At 55.9% G+C, this 15,282-nt stretch carries 11 protein-coding genes, 1 tRNA gene and 1 pseudogene; 5 read left to right on the top strand and 8 right to left on the bottom strand.

Annotated features, from left to right (window positions below; all coding sequences use genetic code 11):
• Positions 1–889: 889 nt before the first annotated feature.
• Complete coding sequence (locus KG007_RS03385) at positions 890–1,726, top strand: glycosyltransferase family 2 protein (RefSeq protein WP_213347381.1); 837 nt, start codon at positions 890–892, stop codon at positions 1,724–1,726.
• A gap of 27 nt (positions 1,727–1,753) precedes the next feature.
• On the opposite strand, the gene KG007_RS03390 is transcribed toward KG007_RS03385, so the two are convergent.
• From KG007_RS03390 to KG007_RS03400, 3 genes are read right to left on the bottom strand one after another with little or no spacing between them, the layout of a single operon-like run.
• A complete protein-coding gene (locus KG007_RS03390; protein ID WP_213347382.1) occupies positions 1,754–2,716 on the bottom strand; it encodes a Stealth CR1 domain-containing protein in 963 nt (320 codons plus the stop codon).
• A 10-nt stretch (positions 2,717–2,726) separates the two neighbouring features.
• Positions 2,727–3,602, bottom strand: coding sequence for a glycosyltransferase family 2 protein (locus KG007_RS03395; RefSeq protein WP_213347383.1), 876 nt, complete (start codon positions 3,600–3,602; stop codon positions 2,727–2,729).
• Positions 3,603–3,605: 3 nt separating this feature from the next.
• The gene (locus tag KG007_RS03400; RefSeq protein ID WP_195461909.1) at positions 3,606–5,159 is read right to left on the bottom strand and encodes an NAD(P)/FAD-dependent oxidoreductase; all 1,554 of its coding nucleotides are present in this window, start codon (positions 5,157–5,159) and stop codon (positions 3,606–3,608) included.
• A gap of 95 nt (positions 5,160–5,254) precedes the next feature.
• On the opposite strand from KG007_RS03400, the gene KG007_RS03405 reads away from it, so the two are divergent.
• Positions 5,255–5,336: transfer RNA gene (locus KG007_RS03405), tRNA-Leu, on the top strand.
• A gap of 246 nt (positions 5,337–5,582) precedes the next feature.
• Here the strand turns inward: KG007_RS03405 and KG007_RS03410 are convergent.
• The 3 genes and pseudogenes from KG007_RS03410 to KG007_RS03420 form a co-directional block, all read right to left on the bottom strand.
• Positions 5,583–6,146, bottom strand: coding sequence for a YdeI/OmpD-associated family protein (locus tag KG007_RS03410; RefSeq protein ID WP_213347384.1), 564 nt, complete (start codon positions 6,144–6,146; stop codon positions 5,583–5,585).
• On the bottom strand, positions 6,128–6,403 hold the full coding sequence (locus KG007_RS03415; protein ID WP_213347715.1) for a zinc ribbon domain-containing protein: 276 nt from the start codon (positions 6,401–6,403) through the stop codon (positions 6,128–6,130). The genes KG007_RS03410 and KG007_RS03415 overlap by 19 nt, the downstream gene beginning before the upstream one ends.
• Before the next feature lie 39 nt (positions 6,404–6,442).
• Positions 6,443–6,805 (bottom strand): annotated as a pseudogene (locus tag KG007_RS03420) (pyridoxamine 5'-phosphate oxidase family protein); the annotation flags it as partial.
• Positions 6,806–7,070: 265 nt separating this feature from the next.
• On the opposite strand from KG007_RS03420, the gene KG007_RS03425 reads away from it, so the two are divergent.
• Positions 7,071–8,351, top strand: a complete 1,281-nt coding sequence (locus KG007_RS03425; protein WP_213347385.1) for a BACON domain-containing protein — start codon at positions 7,071–7,073, stop codon at positions 8,349–8,351.
• Positions 8,352–8,438: 87 nt separating this feature from the next.
• Here KG007_RS03425 and KG007_RS03430 read toward each other — a convergent pair whose 3' ends face one another.
• Positions 8,439–10,067, bottom strand: a complete 1,629-nt coding sequence (locus KG007_RS03430; RefSeq protein ID WP_213347386.1) for a SusD/RagB family nutrient-binding outer membrane lipoprotein — start codon at positions 10,065–10,067, stop codon at positions 8,439–8,441.
• Between the two features lie 3 nt (positions 10,068–10,070).
• On the bottom strand, positions 10,071–13,085 hold the full coding sequence (locus KG007_RS03435) for a SusC/RagA family TonB-linked outer membrane protein (protein WP_317194923.1): 3,015 nt from the start codon (positions 13,083–13,085) through the stop codon (positions 10,071–10,073).
• Between the two features lie 307 nt (positions 13,086–13,392).
• Here KG007_RS03435 and KG007_RS03440 point away from each other — a divergent pair, with 307 nt between their 5' ends.
• Positions 13,393–14,499, top strand: coding sequence for an MBL fold metallo-hydrolase (locus KG007_RS03440; RefSeq protein WP_317194916.1), 1,107 nt, complete (start codon positions 13,393–13,395; stop codon positions 14,497–14,499).
• A 161-nt stretch (positions 14,500–14,660) separates the two neighbouring features.
• Positions 14,661–15,248 carry an HdeD family acid-resistance protein gene (locus KG007_RS03445; RefSeq protein WP_195460024.1) on the top strand — a complete coding sequence of 196 codons (588 nt, stop codon included), beginning with the start codon at positions 14,661–14,663 and terminating at the stop codon, positions 15,246–15,248.
• Positions 15,249–15,282: the final 34 nt, after the last annotated feature.

Genomic DNA, 15,282 nt, shown 5'->3' on the forward strand with positions numbered 1-15,282 from the left:
TAGTAACGGACATTCCGTTACAACCTGCCGATTTCCTCAACCAACCTAAAACTACTAACCTAAATGAACCTTAAAACTTCTCTGCAAAGATAAGGGGCATTTTTCAATTACGCAAATATTTTATGAATATATTAAATATATTTAACAATTTGGTAACATTGGCAGACCAATAAACCTACTTACCCGATTAAGTAAACCGTCTCGCAAGTATTTAATCCTAAATGAATTCAGCATACAAATAAGGTCGGCAATACCCGCCCGGCAATATTTCCGGAAAAACCGGCCAGGTTAACACGAAAAAGTTGGAACCCGGAGCAACCGGAGAAAAACAGGACGGAAAAACCGGAAAAAGGCTTTTCAAGAACCCGGAGACAAAAAGTAAAGACCGCCGAAACCGGACATAAAAAATGCCTTCCGAAAAAGGCACAAAAAAAGGAAACCTGGAATCGGACCATAGTCCGTCTTTCCCAGTTTCCTCACCAACCTAAAACTACTAACCTAAATGAACCTTAAAACTTCGCTGCAAAGATAAGGTGAAAAAACCATCTGCGCAAGCTTTTATTAAAATAATTTTCAAATTTTTTGATATTTTTTAATATTACCCACGGTCATGAGAATTCATACCATTGATAATCAATGACATAAATCATAATCAACAACTTTTACAAAAAACTTTTCACCACGCGCGTGCAGTATCGGCAAAAACGTGCATTTATATATAAAAAGCACGATATGACGATAGTAACGGATAAATTGCTACTTTTGCAAAATGATTTTAGCAACACCCCCTACAGTCACCCCTTTCCCGTGCAAAACCTCGGCAGAGATTTTGCATCTTTTTCATTGCCTATCCTCAAACTCCGAACCTAACCAATAGTTTTACATTGCGATGACAGTATCGTTGATTATTTCTACTTACAACTGGCCTCGAGCGCTTTATTTATGCCTCGACAGCGTGATGCAACAGACCGTCATGCCCTCCGAAATCCTGATTGCGGACGACGGATCGGGTATGAGCACCCGCGATGTCGTAAAGCACTTCGAGAATATTTCGCCAGTTCCCGTGCACCACATCTGGCACGAGGACCGAGGATTCCGGGTAGCCGCCATCCGCAACAAAGCCATTGCCGCCAGCCGTGGGGAATACATCATCCACATTGACGGCGACCTGATCCTGCATCGGAATTTCATCCAGGATCACATGATCTTCGCCCGCGAAGGATGCTATGTTTCCGGATCCCGCGGCGTTATCACGGAAATGCTGGCCGAAAAAGTACTCAGCGGCGAGATTACCTCGCTCTCGGCTACGACCAAAGGTGTCCGCAACAGCAATAACGCCATGCGGATTCCGATCATGGCAGTACTTTACCAACTTTTCGGCCCTTCACGGTCGCCGAGAAGTTGCAACCTGGCTATCTGGCGCAAGGATCTGATCCGCGTCAACGGATACGACGAAAGTTTCGAAGGTTGGGGCTACGAAGATACTGAACTGGTATTGCGCCTCAATAACAGCGGCGTGACACAGCGTTGCATGAAGTTCCGGGGAATCGTATTCCACATTTACCACAAAGAGGCCTCGCGCGACAACAAGTCCAAAAACGAACAGCGCTACAAAGACAGCATCCGCGAACACCGGACCCGCTGCGAAAAAGGCCTCGACAGGCATCTTACGCCCAAGATCTCCTACGAGACCGAGAGGGGCTCAGCGATTGCGATCGGCGGCTGATCGGCTGTTTTGCATCCGGCACGGACGCTATTTTTCGAACGATGACTTCCGCGGGAAACGGGCTTTGAGAAATTCCCGGACCCGGGCACGGTCTTCATCGGTCATCCGGGCGTCGTCGTTCAGGCAGAACAGCGACGGATCGTACTTCCTCATAACAGACTCAATATCCGGCGCATAAGCCGGAATGCAGCGCGAATCGCTCCCGCAACCGGAACCGAACGCCGCGCAAAGCAGCCGCAGCGGATTGTGTAGCTTGTTGTACCGATTCACCCTACGCAGCGAAGCACGCCCTTCCTCAAGGGCATAATAATGTACCAGCGAGCGCTGCCAATCCCCGAACGAGCGGAATCGGCTGCGAAGATTCCCGGCCAATGCCTCCTGAAACACTTCACAGCATTCCAGGTAATCGCTGCGACGGTAGGCATCGACATTGTGATGCGGAGCCAATGGGGTGCACTTGCCGTACCGCTTCTTCACGAGCTCCTGCATCCGCAAGATCGTATAGCAATAAATATCGTCGGGATGGCGTTTCAGCGACTGCTTTTTCAGCCGGACAATCGGCAGTCCCCGGGCATCGAAGAAAAACCCGGGATCGACCGGAGCGCTGAAAAACATATCGTCGTTGGCGTAAAGGAAATGCTCCGACAATCCGGGAATCCGCGCCAGGAACAACTCGATCACCGTCGAATTGAAAACAGGCAGAATCTCCGCCGGCATAATCTCCCGGTGCGACACCACCCTGATCCGCGGATTCGACGTATCGAGCCATGCCGGCGTCTGGTCGTCAGTTACGATGTAAATACGGCGCACCCAGGGCGCATACAACTCCACCGAGCGCAGTGAGTAGCGCAATTCGTCGTTCTCCGCATAGCGGCACTCCCCCGCAGCCTGGGGGTCTACCTGCTTGTCTGCCGGGAGAAACGCATTTTTCCGCGCCAGCCACTCGGGGTCGTTTCCGTCGACCCAAAGGTATACCAGATCAATATCCATCGTATTTCGCTTATTTATCGGTTACACGTCTCCGCCACACCGGAATCAGGTCGAACAAACGGTACGTCGCCCGATCACCGCACTCCTTGACCTTCAGCCACGTAAGCCCCCACCGATCGTATGTACGACGGGTAATGCGGCGAAACCGCGCGTCGATACGGATTCCACGGGCATCCGCATAGGCCACAAATGCCTTGTGGGCCAGATATTTGTCCTGCTGTTTCTTAGGTGTCTGGCGGCTTTTGGTAATCGAGGCCCCGTTGACTACATAACGGTAGACCACATCGGGAACCGTCACCAGACTCTCCGATTCGCCCAGCAGACGCATCGTATATTCCACATCCTCGTAGCAGACCCGTTCACGGAAGCGCAAACCCATCTGCAGCAACATCTCCCGCCGCAGGAGTTTATTCATCACATAGAAGTCGGGCGGACAATGGGCTGCGAGAAACCGCTCCTGAACGGCCGTGACCAATTTCTGTTCCGTATAATGAACCGTCCATTTCGAATAGGACGGTCGTATTTTCAATATCGACGCACAGGCAATATCAGCCCCCGACTGCCGGGCGGCTTCATAAAGGCGTTCGCAATAGGCCGGATCGATCCAGTCGTCGGAATCCACATAAAGGACGTATTCGCCCGTCGCAGCGTCGAAACCCCGGTTACGGGCTCCGCCCAGGCCGCGGTTTTCCTGCGAAATAACCCGGATACGGCTGTCCTGCGCCGCATAGAGGTTCAGGATGTCGATCGATCGATCGGGGCTTCCGTCGTCGACGCAGACGATTTCGATCTCGCGCAGGGTTTGCCCCACTATGCTGTCCAGGCAGCGAGCCAGAAACGGCTCGACGTTGTAGACCGGAACAATAACGCTAACTTTCGGTTCCATCGGTTATCGAATATAATTTTTTACCGCTTCGGCGATTCGTTCGCCGTCGAGTGCCGCAGAAATAATGCCGCCGGCATAACCGGCTCCTTCTCCGGCGGGGAATAACCCCTTCGTTTCGGGGTGCATCAGCGTCTCCCGGTCGCGCGGAACACGCACAGGCGTCGAAGTACGCGACTCCACCCCCACGACCACCGCCTCGTTGGTCAGATACCCGCGCATCCGGCGGCCGAAGGTCCCCAGTCCCTGTCGCAGCCCCTGGGCAATAAAGCCGGGCATCCACTCGTCCAGTCGCGACGGCGTAATACCGGGAATATACGATGTACGGGGCAGCGACCCGCTCGCGCGACCCGCCGCGAAATCGGCGACACGCTGTGCCGGAGCGATCTGATGCTCTCCGCCCTGCTGCCGGGCCAGTTCCTCGAACTGCTGCTGGAATTTCAGCCCCGCCAACTCGCCCCATTCGGCGCGCAGGTGGCCGAAGTCCGCAAGCCGAACCTCCGTAACCAACCCCGAATTGGCATAGGGCGACGTACGCCCGCTGGGCGACATGCCGTTGACCACCGACTCTGCGGCATCGGTCATGGCCGGAACGATGAAACCGCCCGGACACATACAGAACGAGTAGACGCCGCGGCCATTTTCCTGGCTCACGAGCGAGTAGGAGGCCGCCGGAAGGTATTCACCACGCGTCTCCTGGTGATATTGAATCGAATCGATCAACGCCTGCGGATGTTCGATACGCACACCCATCGCAAAAGGCTTGGCCTCGACACGCACACCCCGGCGGTGGAGCAATTCATAAATATCGCGCGCCGAATGGCCCGTCGCCAGCACAACGGCGGCGCCTTCGATGAGTTCGTCGCCGCACCAGACCCCGCAAATACGGTCATCGGCGATTTTCAGGTCCGTCACACGGCTCCCGAAACGAAATACACCGCCCGCCCCGACAATCGTCTGCCGGATATGCTGCATGATGCCCGGCAATTTGTCGGTTCCGATATGGGGATGCGCTTCGAAGAGAATTTCAGGCGTAGCACCATGAAATACCAACGTCTGCAACGCCTTGTTATAGTCGCCGCGTTTCTTGCTGCGCGTGAAAAGTTTGCCGTCGGAGAAGGTCCCGGCCCCGCCTTCACCGAAGGCGTAATTCGAATCGGGATCCACGGCCCCGTTGCGATTGATCTGCGCGATGTCACGCTTGCGGGCCGATACGTCGCGACCGCGTTCCAGGATCACAGGACGCAGCCCCAATTCGATCAACCGCAGCGCAGCAAACAGCCCCGCCGGCCCCGATCCCACGATCACGACCTCCGTACGGCCCTCGACCGACGGATAATCGAAATACACCGGCCCGGGCTGCGGCTCACGGTCGACATACACTTCGAGGGTCAGATTCACTTTCACCTGCCGCTGCCTGGCGTCGATCGACCGCTTGACGACCCGCACCAATGCAACGTCGGCTTCTACGATACCCATACGGCGCGCCGCCTGCGAAGTGTAAAACTTCGCATCTGCGGCCTGCTTGGGCGTGAGTTGAAGGGTAATAAGCTGCGGCATGTCTAAAATTTACAGACAAAAGTAACCAAAAAAGCCGGATAATGCCCCGTGTACGTTGTGTTTTGTGAATTTTTACCTACCTTTGTCCTACCAATGCGGATATGGTGTAATTGGTAGCCACGTCAGACTTAGGATCTGATGCCTCACGGCGTGGGGGTTCGAGTCCCTTTATCCGCACAAAAAAGGAGCCTTTTTCCGAGGCTCCTTTTTTGTGCGCAGGACGCCGCAAAACCGGACATTCAACCCTGCTTATCAGCAACTTAAATCAAATAAACGATTTCCCGGCCGAGCCGGATTATTCCGATAAAGCAGGCCGGAAAAATACTCGTGGGGCGACCTCGCAGGGAAGAGACAAACTCCGGTCATGGGCGAATTTTTACAAATGGAATCTCAAAAGGAATCTGCACCCGATGTCGTTCAACATCACATCGGCTTCAGATTCTTGTGGAGCCTGTCGATAATCTTTTCCAAGCGGGTTTGACGGGTCTTATCCGATTTGGCATCCAGATAAAACAGCGTGTAGGTGCGCTGTACGGAATCCGGCATCGCCGACAAGTTCGTATAGGCAGGCTCATGCGGCTCAATGAGTTGTTTGAACATCCGGATTTGTTCCTCAGAGGCAAAACTGCGTTTGGAGTTCTCCCACTGCCCGTTTTGCTTGGCACAAACGATGGCATCCAATCCCTGCGGAGTCATTAACCCGCGTGCAATCAGGTTCTGCGCCAGTTCTTTGTTCTTCTCCGACCAGTTACTTTTCGCCCTCCGCCGGGCAAAATATTTCCGATAACGGTTCTCGTCGATGGATTGCATCTGTCCGTCTATCCAGCCAAAACACAATGCCTCTTCGAGTGCATCATTGGCTGAAAGCGTCTCCAAGGCATCGGTCTTCGAGAATATCAGCCAAATACCTTCGCTTGTACCGCCTTCTGCTTCCAGCCATTTCCGAAACAACTCCCTGCGCTTGAAAATCAACTCTTTGCCATCCATCTTTTTAACTTCGGGAAGTGTTTTTTCATCTCGGCAATCGCCTCATCCTTCGAGAATTTCGTATCGCAGGCCCCGTTGAACTCATCAAGGTACTCAATACAATGGCCGATCATTTCATCCATCGTACAATCCTGGACAAATGTCCCGTCTTTGTAGCAGTAGCAGCAATATTCGGTGTTCAAGGAGCCGTCTGCATTCGTTCCGAACTGGTCGGCAGTCTGCATCGGCATGCCGCAGCTCTGGCAGAACAGGTTCATGTATTTATCGTTCTTCACGAATGCGTTGTCGATCCAATAAGTCGCCGACTCGGGTGTAAATTTCAGTACGCAATACTCCGGGTCCTCCACACCGCCGGGAAAATGGTCGAGCATCCAATCACCCCAGAGCGACCGCTTCACGGCCTCGTCCGTAACAATCTCCATTTTACCCGTGTAAACGATGCTGTCGCCGCCCCTGACAATCGAGACCCCCGCTTTGGGATTGGCCTTGAAATGAGCCGTCTTCGCCGAACTGGTTCCGGTCGAAACATAGATCGCACCGTCTTCGTCCTTGAGTTTCACCATCGCCACCGGACGCGGATAACCGTTTTCGTCGACGGATGCCACCGTAATAATTTGTGCCGTTGCGACCATCTGGGCCGCCTTTTCCTGGATCTTCATAGTCGTTTCTTAGTTTGTTAGCGTCTTCCGACAAAAATAATCATTTATTCCGGATTATCGCTTATCCGGATGCTCCCGGACAGAACATTCCGGCGCCGATTTATTTGCTTATCGGATTTTATTTTCATACCTTGCGGAAAAGATGCAAGGGGGGGGGCTGCAAAGCCGAGACAAAACCCTCATTTTCAGGATATAGACACAGCCCTGAACTGAATTTTTCCCGACAAACCTCCGCTCCCGGTTGTTTAACTAAAACTCATTTAGTATGAAACATTGGGGACTTTTTCTTTTTGCGCTCGCATTTGCCGCCTGCCACGACGACAATCAGCCCGAACCACAGCCCGACTACTACATTACGCCGGAAGAAGACGAAATCGAAGCCGACTGCAACGGCGTGAAACAACGTATCGCCGTCAGTTCGAACTGCGACTGGCATCCGGGCGCAGTCCCGGAGTGGTGCGTCGTGCAGAAAATCACAGCCGACGGCAAGGAATACCTCGATGTGGAGATTTTACCCAACACCGAGGAGACTTCACGCGATACAACCATACCACTCCTCTATGGCAGGCGCATCGCAACGGCCACACTGACCGTTACCCAAAGCGGGAAAGAACCGGTCGATCGTTTGAAATGGTCCTTATTCTCGATTTACCCGGTTCTCTACAATCCCGATGCAACATATGAAGTGCTGGAAGACAACATTACGCGCAGGTATCAAATCTCCGGCAAGGCAGTCTTTACCAATCCATCGTGGCGAAAGCAAATTTTTCCGGGCAACGCGATCAGTTGCCGTTCCGACATGCTGACATTGACGGATTACCAGGATAAATTCACCTTCAACCCAATAACTCTTTGCACGACGGCGGCAGTCGGAAGCGAACTCGCATTCAGAGACCTGCCGGAGCCTTCCTACGAAAAATTCAACGAATGGATCCGGGAGATCACGGTGGCATTACCGAAAGAAGGCCTCGGACTCATTTATAATAACATTCCAACGCAGTATTATTCATACAGACACCTGCACCTGTTGGGCGTCGGCAACTTAGGATTAAAGCTGGATGAGTTGATAAGCGGAAAACCCTATACCGAAAAGGAGATGGCAAAATCGACGGGGTTGATCTATGATTTTACCTATAATTGGTTCAGCACCATTATGGATTTCCCCGACAAACCGATCAATGAAACGATCAGCGACGAGGACCGGCGAGATCTACGGTTTATAAACAACGTATATTTCGGAATCACGGCATTGCTGTTGGTCGAAACGAATTACGAGTATACCGAGGCCAACCGTGTTACCCGGAAAATAATGAAAGGGGAGGAATTAAACGGCGAAGAGACGAAGATCGGGAACGACCTCACCGCCTATTACATCTATTTCGACAAGAGCGGCACTCTGCGGACCGAAACGGGCGGCAGAATATTGATCGGAAAATACTTTCACGACATAACGACTTTGGAGGGCGGCATTGTTCCGCTGTGTTTTACGACCTTTACAGCCTCCGGTAACGAAGGCCAGATGGAAGTAACCTTCGATTTGCCGTAATCCAGCGACGGAAAGCGCAAAACCAAAGGCAGGGACTTTATCCCTGCCTTTATCGTTATCGCGTGCAAAGCCGGATCGTGCTCCGGATCAGAAGTTCCGCCCCGTGTCCCACCAAAGGCGGGTTCCGCCGTCGTCCGGCCCCGCGAGCTCCTTGATCAACGCCGCATACTGGTCGGGATCGGAGGTTTCCAGCGTCGCAGGATAAGGCAGCCGTCGGATCATCGTCTCGGTGTCGATACTCTGCCCTTTGCTGTGGTTGTAGCGCACCGGAAACAGCCGCGGATAGCCCGTGCGGCGCTGTTCGGCCCATGCCTCGCAGCCTTCGGGATACATGGCGATCCACTTTTGGGTGATGATCCGTTCGAGTTTCAACTCGAGGCTCGCCGTCTCGTCCCAGCGGGGCGACACACGACACCGCGCGGCAATGTCGTTTTCCGGGGCCAGGGGATCGCTGTAATCGGCCGCCATTGCATCGCTCGCAAGGTATTTTTCATACCCGGGCGCCTGCCACTGGGCGAACGACATCGTCACGCCGTTGCGGTAACACGTCTCGGCATCTTCGTCGGTCCAACCCCGCAGGGCCGCTTCAGCCCGCAGGAACCACACCTCCGCCGCCGTCATCAGCACGGCATCGGTCGTCGTTTCGATCGCCAGCCGCGAAAAAGCGGCGTAATAATTATGGGAAAAACAGGTTCCCTGACGGATGCCGCGAAAGTCGCCTTTAAGCGCCACCGTCACCAGCTCCCCCGATTCATCCGGGATGACCAGGTCGCTCTTGCAGGGCTCGAAGAATTTCCCGAGCCGCGGATCGCCGTACCCTCCCATTATCGACTCCATCGAGGCATTCATCGCCGCTTCGTTCCAATTGCGGTTGATCTCGCCCAACGGGTTCATATAGGTCCCCGACGTGGATACTGCAGCGTTCGCTGGGTTCGCCTCGATCACTCCGAAAGGCCCCGCAAGGGATTTGCGGAACTCGGCAGCGCCCCGTTCGGGCATAACGCCCGACACCCGCATCGCCAGACGCATGCGCAGCGAGGCGGCAAAGCGAATCCACGACGTATAGCTGCCGTCGAGCAGCAGGTCGAATTTTCCGAACTCTTCGGACGGACCCCGGCTTTGAACGACGGCGGTGAGAATCTCCTCCGCCTCGTCCAGGTCGTTGAAAAAGTGGCCGTAAACCTCTTCCTGACTGTCGGGCACATACTCGTTGCCGCGATTACCGAAATGGGTGTAGATCACCGGACCGTAGTAGTCGGTCACGCGATGCATGACAAGCACCTTGAGTATTTTCGTAATGGCGTAAAACGCCGGCATCTGTTCCGGCGCAGTCTGTTCCAGCCGGTAAATCTCAGGCATGATGTAGGAGTAGGTGAACTGCCACATGGCGCTGTTCCAGCCGTCCTGCAGGTTGTAATCGGAATTGTGGCTGCCGCCCTGCAACGGTTTGGGGTCGTGCATATACCCCGAAAACATGTCTGCACTGAGGTTCTGGGTCATCTGGAACGGCCAGTTTTTCCCCTTGCCGTAGTCGTAGTTGAAATAGACTCCCTGCTGGATGATTCCCAGGCGATAGCCGAGGCCGTTATTGTCGGCCTCCAGTTCCTTGTCCGTAATTCCGGACCGGTCGTCGTTCAGGTCGCGGAAATTCCCCGTGCAGGCCCCGAGGGCAACTGCACAGCATCCGGCGAACAGATAGGTATACCAACGTTTCATCCGTTAAAACTCCAGTTTAATGTTAAATCCGAAACTCCGGACCGTCGGCATGCCGAATACGTCGATTCCCTGGTTGTCGTTGCCTGTCGAGAGGATAAGGTCGGGATCGAACGGCGCGGCATTGTAGATGAAAAAGAGGTTACGGGCCACAAACGATACCGTAGCGCCGCTGAACACGCCCGTTCGCCGCAACAGCTTGCCGGGCAGCGCATAGGAGAGCGACACTTCGCGCAGGCGGATGTTCGTCGCATCGTACATGTAATATTCTGTCACCCCGGCGCGGCCTCCGACCAATTTGTAGAAACTCCGCACATTCTCGATCCGCCGCCCTTCGAGCGTCACATAGCCCCGGTCGCGCGCATCGGCCGTCGCTTTTGTAACGCCGTAGGAGTCGAGGTCGGCCATCGTCTGCGACAGCACATGGCCTCCGTAGCGGCAATCGACGAGCATCGACAACGACACGCCCTTGTAGGAAAACGTATTGTTCCACGACAACGCGAACACCGGATTGGCGTTGCCCACCTTGACGGTGTTTCCCTCGCCTCTGGTCCGGGGCAGCCCGGCGTAATCCCCGTCGGTCTCGTAGACGATAGCCCCGTTTTCGTCGCGTTCGAACGCCCGGCCGTAAATATCGCCGATCGAACCGCCTTCGACCAGTTTCATGGCGTAGGACGAAGAGAAGCTCGACGGGCCGTAGACATATTCGCGCAGTTCGTCATGGAGCTTGATTACGCGGTTCTTGTTGTAGGAAAAATTGACCGTCGACTGCCACGTCAGCGCCTTTCCGTAGACCGGATAGGCGTTGAGCGAAATCTCCACGCCTTCGTTCTCGATGTTTCCGGCATTCTCGTACCGGAAAGCATAGGCTTCGCCCGAAAGCGCCGGCAACTTGAAGAACTGGTTGCGGGTGTTGGTCTTGTAATAAGTCGCATTGACACCCAGCCGGTCCCCGAAGAAGCGCCATTCGAGACCGGCCTCGACAGCCTGGGTCATTTCGGGCTTGAGTTCGGTTCCGGGAGCCGCATCCGCAGCGTTTATGCCTCCGCCGGCCGTCACGTGGGCCTTCGGATTGGTAATGAACATCGGGATGTCGTTGCCCACGCGGCTCCACGTCAGGCGCACCTTGCCCAGCGAAATCCACTCCGGCAGTTTGAACATCTTGCCGATCACCCACGACGTACCCAGCGAGTAGTAAAAGTAGCCCCTCCCCTCGGCCGAAGTGTAGGCCAATGTCGAAGCCCAGTCGTTGCGCCCCGTAACCTCGAAGGTGAGGCTTTCGGCATATTTGACCGACGCCGTGGCGAACAGCGACTGTATCTGGCGGCGGGCGTCGATCTGTTCGTCGACATAGGCCGAACTGTTCATGACGATGTTGGCGACGTTGAAAACGTTGGGATAGTAGAGCGACGCGGTTTTCGAATCCATCCGCAGCGAGTTGACCGTACGGTCGTTGAGCGACGCCCCGGCTGTCGCACTGAAGATCCACTTCTCCGAAAAACGCTTGTCGAACAGGGCCAGCACCTCGCCGTTGAAAAGCGTCTCCGAGAAACTGCTCTCGACATAACGCCCGTTCGCCCCGGCCAGCGCCGGAGCCGTCGACGCATAGAACTTCTGGCGGACCTTGTCGCTGAAGTGGTCCACATTGGCGCGGGCCCTGATCCGAAGCCAGTCGTTCACCTTCCAGTCGGCCGACAGCGAAGCCATCACCCGGTTGCGGACGCTCCGGCTGCGAATACGGTTGACGATCCAGTAGGGATTTTGCTCGAAATCGTCGCTCGGGGCGATCCACTGCTGCACACCCAGCTTGCGGTCCTGGTCATAGACCTCGAAATGCTCCCGGTAAGGAGTTATGTCCTCACCGCGCGGAAACCGGTAAAGCCCGACCAGCGGATTCATGTAGAAACCGCCCGGCACGGGTTTATCCTCCACGGCCTGGCGCATGAAACTGATGTTCCCGTCGAGGCGGAGCCGCTCGCGGAACAACTCCGATGTCGTGCGCAGGTTGAAATTATGGCGCATCAAACGGTTCTTCCCGGTGATGCCCCGTTCGGCGGTATTGGCGTAGGAGAAATAGTTCTGAAGTTGTTTCGACCCCGTCGAGACCGAGACGGAGTTTATCGCCGTTATGCCCGTACGGAAAAACTCCCCGGCGTTGTCGTAAGCCTTTACCCCGCCACGTGCACCCCAACTCTCCACACCGCCGCTCGCTCCGTAACGGTCCTGGAATTCGGGCAGGCTGAAAGGAGTCTGAAAGGTAAGGTTCGTCGAGAATATCACGGGCTGCTGCTTCCCGGCTGAGCCTTTCTTGGTCGTAATCAGGATGACGCCGTTCGCAGCCTGGCTGCCGTAGAGCGCAGCCGCCGGAGCGCCCTTGAGTACCGAAACGCTCTCGATGTCCTCGGCATTGAGGTTCGAAATGCCGTCGCCGCCGTCGCGGTTTCCGGCGTCGGCGATTCCGCCGATGGCCGAATAGGCCTGCTCGGGCGAGGAGTTGAGCATCGGCATGCCGTCGACCACATACAAGGGCTGGTTGTCGCTGGCCACCGAACGAACGCCGCGGATGCTCACCTTGGCCGACGATCCCGCCCCCGAGGAGCTCTGGTTGACCTGCATTCCGGCCGATTTACCGGCAAGCGAGAGGATCAGATTCGGCGATTTGACCGCCGTGAGCTGCGAACCTTTGATCTTGTCGGCGGCATAAGTCAGGTCGACGTAGTTGCGTTCGAGGCCCAGGGCCGTCACGATCACGTCTTCGATGGACTTCACGTCCTCCTGCAAGACGATCTCCAGTTCGGTGCGGCTCCCCGGCACGATGCGGCGCGGAAGATACCCCAGGCATGAAAAGTCGAGTACGGCGCCCGGACGGACGCTGATCGAGAACCCGCCGTCCGAGAGCGTAGCCACCCCGTTCGGGGTTCCGTATTCCACGACGGTAACCCCGACCAACGGATTCCCCGCTTCGTCGGCTACACGGCCTTTAACGACTGTTTTCTGCGGCGCAGATTGTGCACAGACCACAGGACCGGGCGCAAAACACGACCAGACGACCAGGAGCAAAGCGGCTGTAAACCTCACATATCCCGGACGCAATTTTTCAATACCATGCATAAGGGCGTCACTTATCACAGAATAATCCGCCACAAAAATAGCAAATTTAACATAAACGGCATAAAAAAGCACAAAAAAGACCAATTTATCTCATACATTTACGTTTATCAGGTCGGGCCGGGAAACAAACCGGTAAAAATGGTAGCTACGACCGTAATTCGTATAACCGCCGTTGTCCCGGAATTTAGGTATCTTTGCAGCATACAATCTGCAAATCATGTCTGTCAAGAAAAAAAGAAGAAAAATGGGAATGATCATAGGTCTGGTCCTCGCGGCGGCGATTGCCGCCGGGATAATCGCCGTCCTGCCGGGCTTCGGACGCCTGCCCCGGGGTGAACGGCGCGAACGGGTCCTCAATTCGCCGAACTACCGCGACGGCCAGTTCCGCAACCTCGAACCCAGCCCCCTGATGGCCGGCGGCAAAGGACGCGTGCGCGGCATGCTCGAATTCCTGTTCAGCAAAAAGGAGGGACTGCGCCCCGACCGCCCCGTGACGGCGATCCGCACCGACCTCAGGGCGCTCGCGCCGGAGAGCGACCTGGCGGTCTGGTTCGGCCACTCCTCCTGCCTGATCCAGGCCGACGGGCGGCGCGCGCTCGTCGATCCGGTTTTCCTCAGCGCAGCGCCCCTCCCGCTGCTTAACCGGCCGTTCAAAGGCGCCGATCTTTACCGTCCGGAGGATATGCCCGACATCGACTACCTGATCATCACCCACGACCACTGGGACCACCTCGACCGCGGGACCGTCACAGCGCTCAGGCCGCGCATCCGGACGGTCGTCTGCCCGCTGGGCGTCGGAGAACATTTCGAATACTGGGGCTTTCCCAAAGAGCGGATCGTGGAACTCGACTGGCACGAGCAAGCTGCGCTCGACGACGGCTTCACCATCCGCTGCCTGCCCGCGCGCCATTTCTCGGGACGCGGGCTGAACTCCAACCAGACGCTCTGGGGATCGTTCCTGCTGCAATCGCCTTCGCGGAAAATCTACATAGGCGGCGACGGCGGTTACGGGAAACATTTCGCCCAGATCGGCCGCGAATTCCCGGACATCGACCTGGCGATACTCGAAAACGGACAATATAACGAAGCGTGGCGGTACATCCACACCCTGCCCGGCCAACTGGCGCAGGCGGCCAAAGACCTCGCGGCAAAACAAATCCTGACCGTCCACCACTCCAAATACGCCCTCGCCCGGCATCCCTGGGACGAACCGCTGAAGACCGAAGCGGCGCTGGCCGCCGACACCACGCTGCACGTCCTGCGCCCCGAGATCGGCGAAGTTGTTCGGCTCGCAGCCCCGCAAGCGGCCGCCGTATCCCGCTAAAACAGGTCCGGCCCGAAACGCCGGGGTCCGCCGCCCGGCCCCGTACTACCCCATCCCGCCCCAGTCTCACGGCATTCGGCTGATTATCCGGACTTTTCCTCGCATCAGCCCAGGCGTCTCTGGTATGCAAATTGCTCGAAGAGGAAGAAATTCCTTATACCATGGACAATATTTCCTCACTGATCGAAAATTCGAAGCAGGCCGTCCGCTACTGGTGGCTGCTGCTGATCATCGGCATCGCGCTCTTCGTCGTCGGCGTGCTGACCTTCGTCTATCCGGCCCAGAGCTACCTGGGCATGTCGCTCCTCTTCGGCTGGCTGATGCTGCTTTCGGGCATCCTGGAGGTCGTACTCTCGTCGGCCAACAGGCACTTCATCACGGGCCGCGGCTGGATGATGGCCGGAGGCATCATCGAGATCATCCTCGGCATCATCCTGATCTTCAACGTCGGGCTCTCGGCCGCCACGCTGCCCATCTTCCTCGGGTTCTGGCTCATGATGCGCGGATTCAGCGCCATCGGCCTGGGCGGCGACATGAGCGCCATGGAGATCGCCGGCTCGGGCTGGACCATCTTCACGGGCGTTTTGCTGCTGCTCTGCTCGTTGTGGATTTTGTTCCAGCCCTTGGTTATCGGCACTACGGCCGTCATCGTCTGGGTCGGCATCACATTGCTCCTGGCCGGCATCACGGCCATCTCGCTGGCCCTCCAGCTCCGCAACGCCCACCACTGCCTGCGCGGCGACTGCTGACGCCCGCCGACAAAAAAACCGGGACGATCCTGCA

The organism is Alistipes montrealensis, from assembly GCF_018362775.1.
GTDB lineage: Bacteria > Bacteroidota > Bacteroidia > Bacteroidales > Rikenellaceae > Alistipes > Alistipes montrealensis.

Bases quoted from the DNA above. Each gene is read 5' to 3' on its own strand.
- KG007_RS03385 (WP_213347381.1), top strand. From the start codon at position 890: ATGACAGTATCGTTGATTATTTCTACTTACAACTGGCCTCGAGCGCTT.
- KG007_RS03390 (WP_213347382.1), bottom strand. From the start codon at position 2,716: ATGGATATTGATCTGGTATACCTTTGGGTCGACGGAAACGACCCCGAG.
- KG007_RS03395 (WP_213347383.1), bottom strand. From the start codon at position 3,602: ATGGAACCGAAAGTTAGCGTTATTGTTCCGGTCTACAACGTCGAGCCG.
- KG007_RS03400 (WP_195461909.1), bottom strand. From the start codon at position 5,159: ATGCCGCAGCTTATTACCCTTCAACTCACGCCCAAGCAGGCCGCAGAT.
- KG007_RS03410 (WP_213347384.1), bottom strand. From the start codon at position 6,146: ATGGATGGCAAAGAGTTGATTTTCAAGCGCAGGGAGTTGTTTCGGAAA.
- KG007_RS03415 (WP_213347715.1), bottom strand. From the start codon at position 6,403: ATGAACCTGTTCTGCCAGAGCTGCGGCATGCCGATGCAGACTGCCGAC.
- KG007_RS03425 (WP_213347385.1), top strand. From the start codon at position 7,071: ATGAAACATTGGGGACTTTTTCTTTTTGCGCTCGCATTTGCCGCCTGC.
- KG007_RS03430 (WP_213347386.1), bottom strand. From the start codon at position 10,067: ATGAAACGTTGGTATACCTATCTGTTCGCCGGATGCTGTGCAGTTGCC.
- KG007_RS03440 (WP_317194916.1), top strand. From the start codon at position 13,393: ATGTCTGTCAAGAAAAAAAGAAGAAAAATGGGAATGATCATAGGTCTG.
- KG007_RS03445 (WP_195460024.1), top strand. From the start codon at position 14,661: ATGGACAATATTTCCTCACTGATCGAAAATTCGAAGCAGGCCGTCCGC.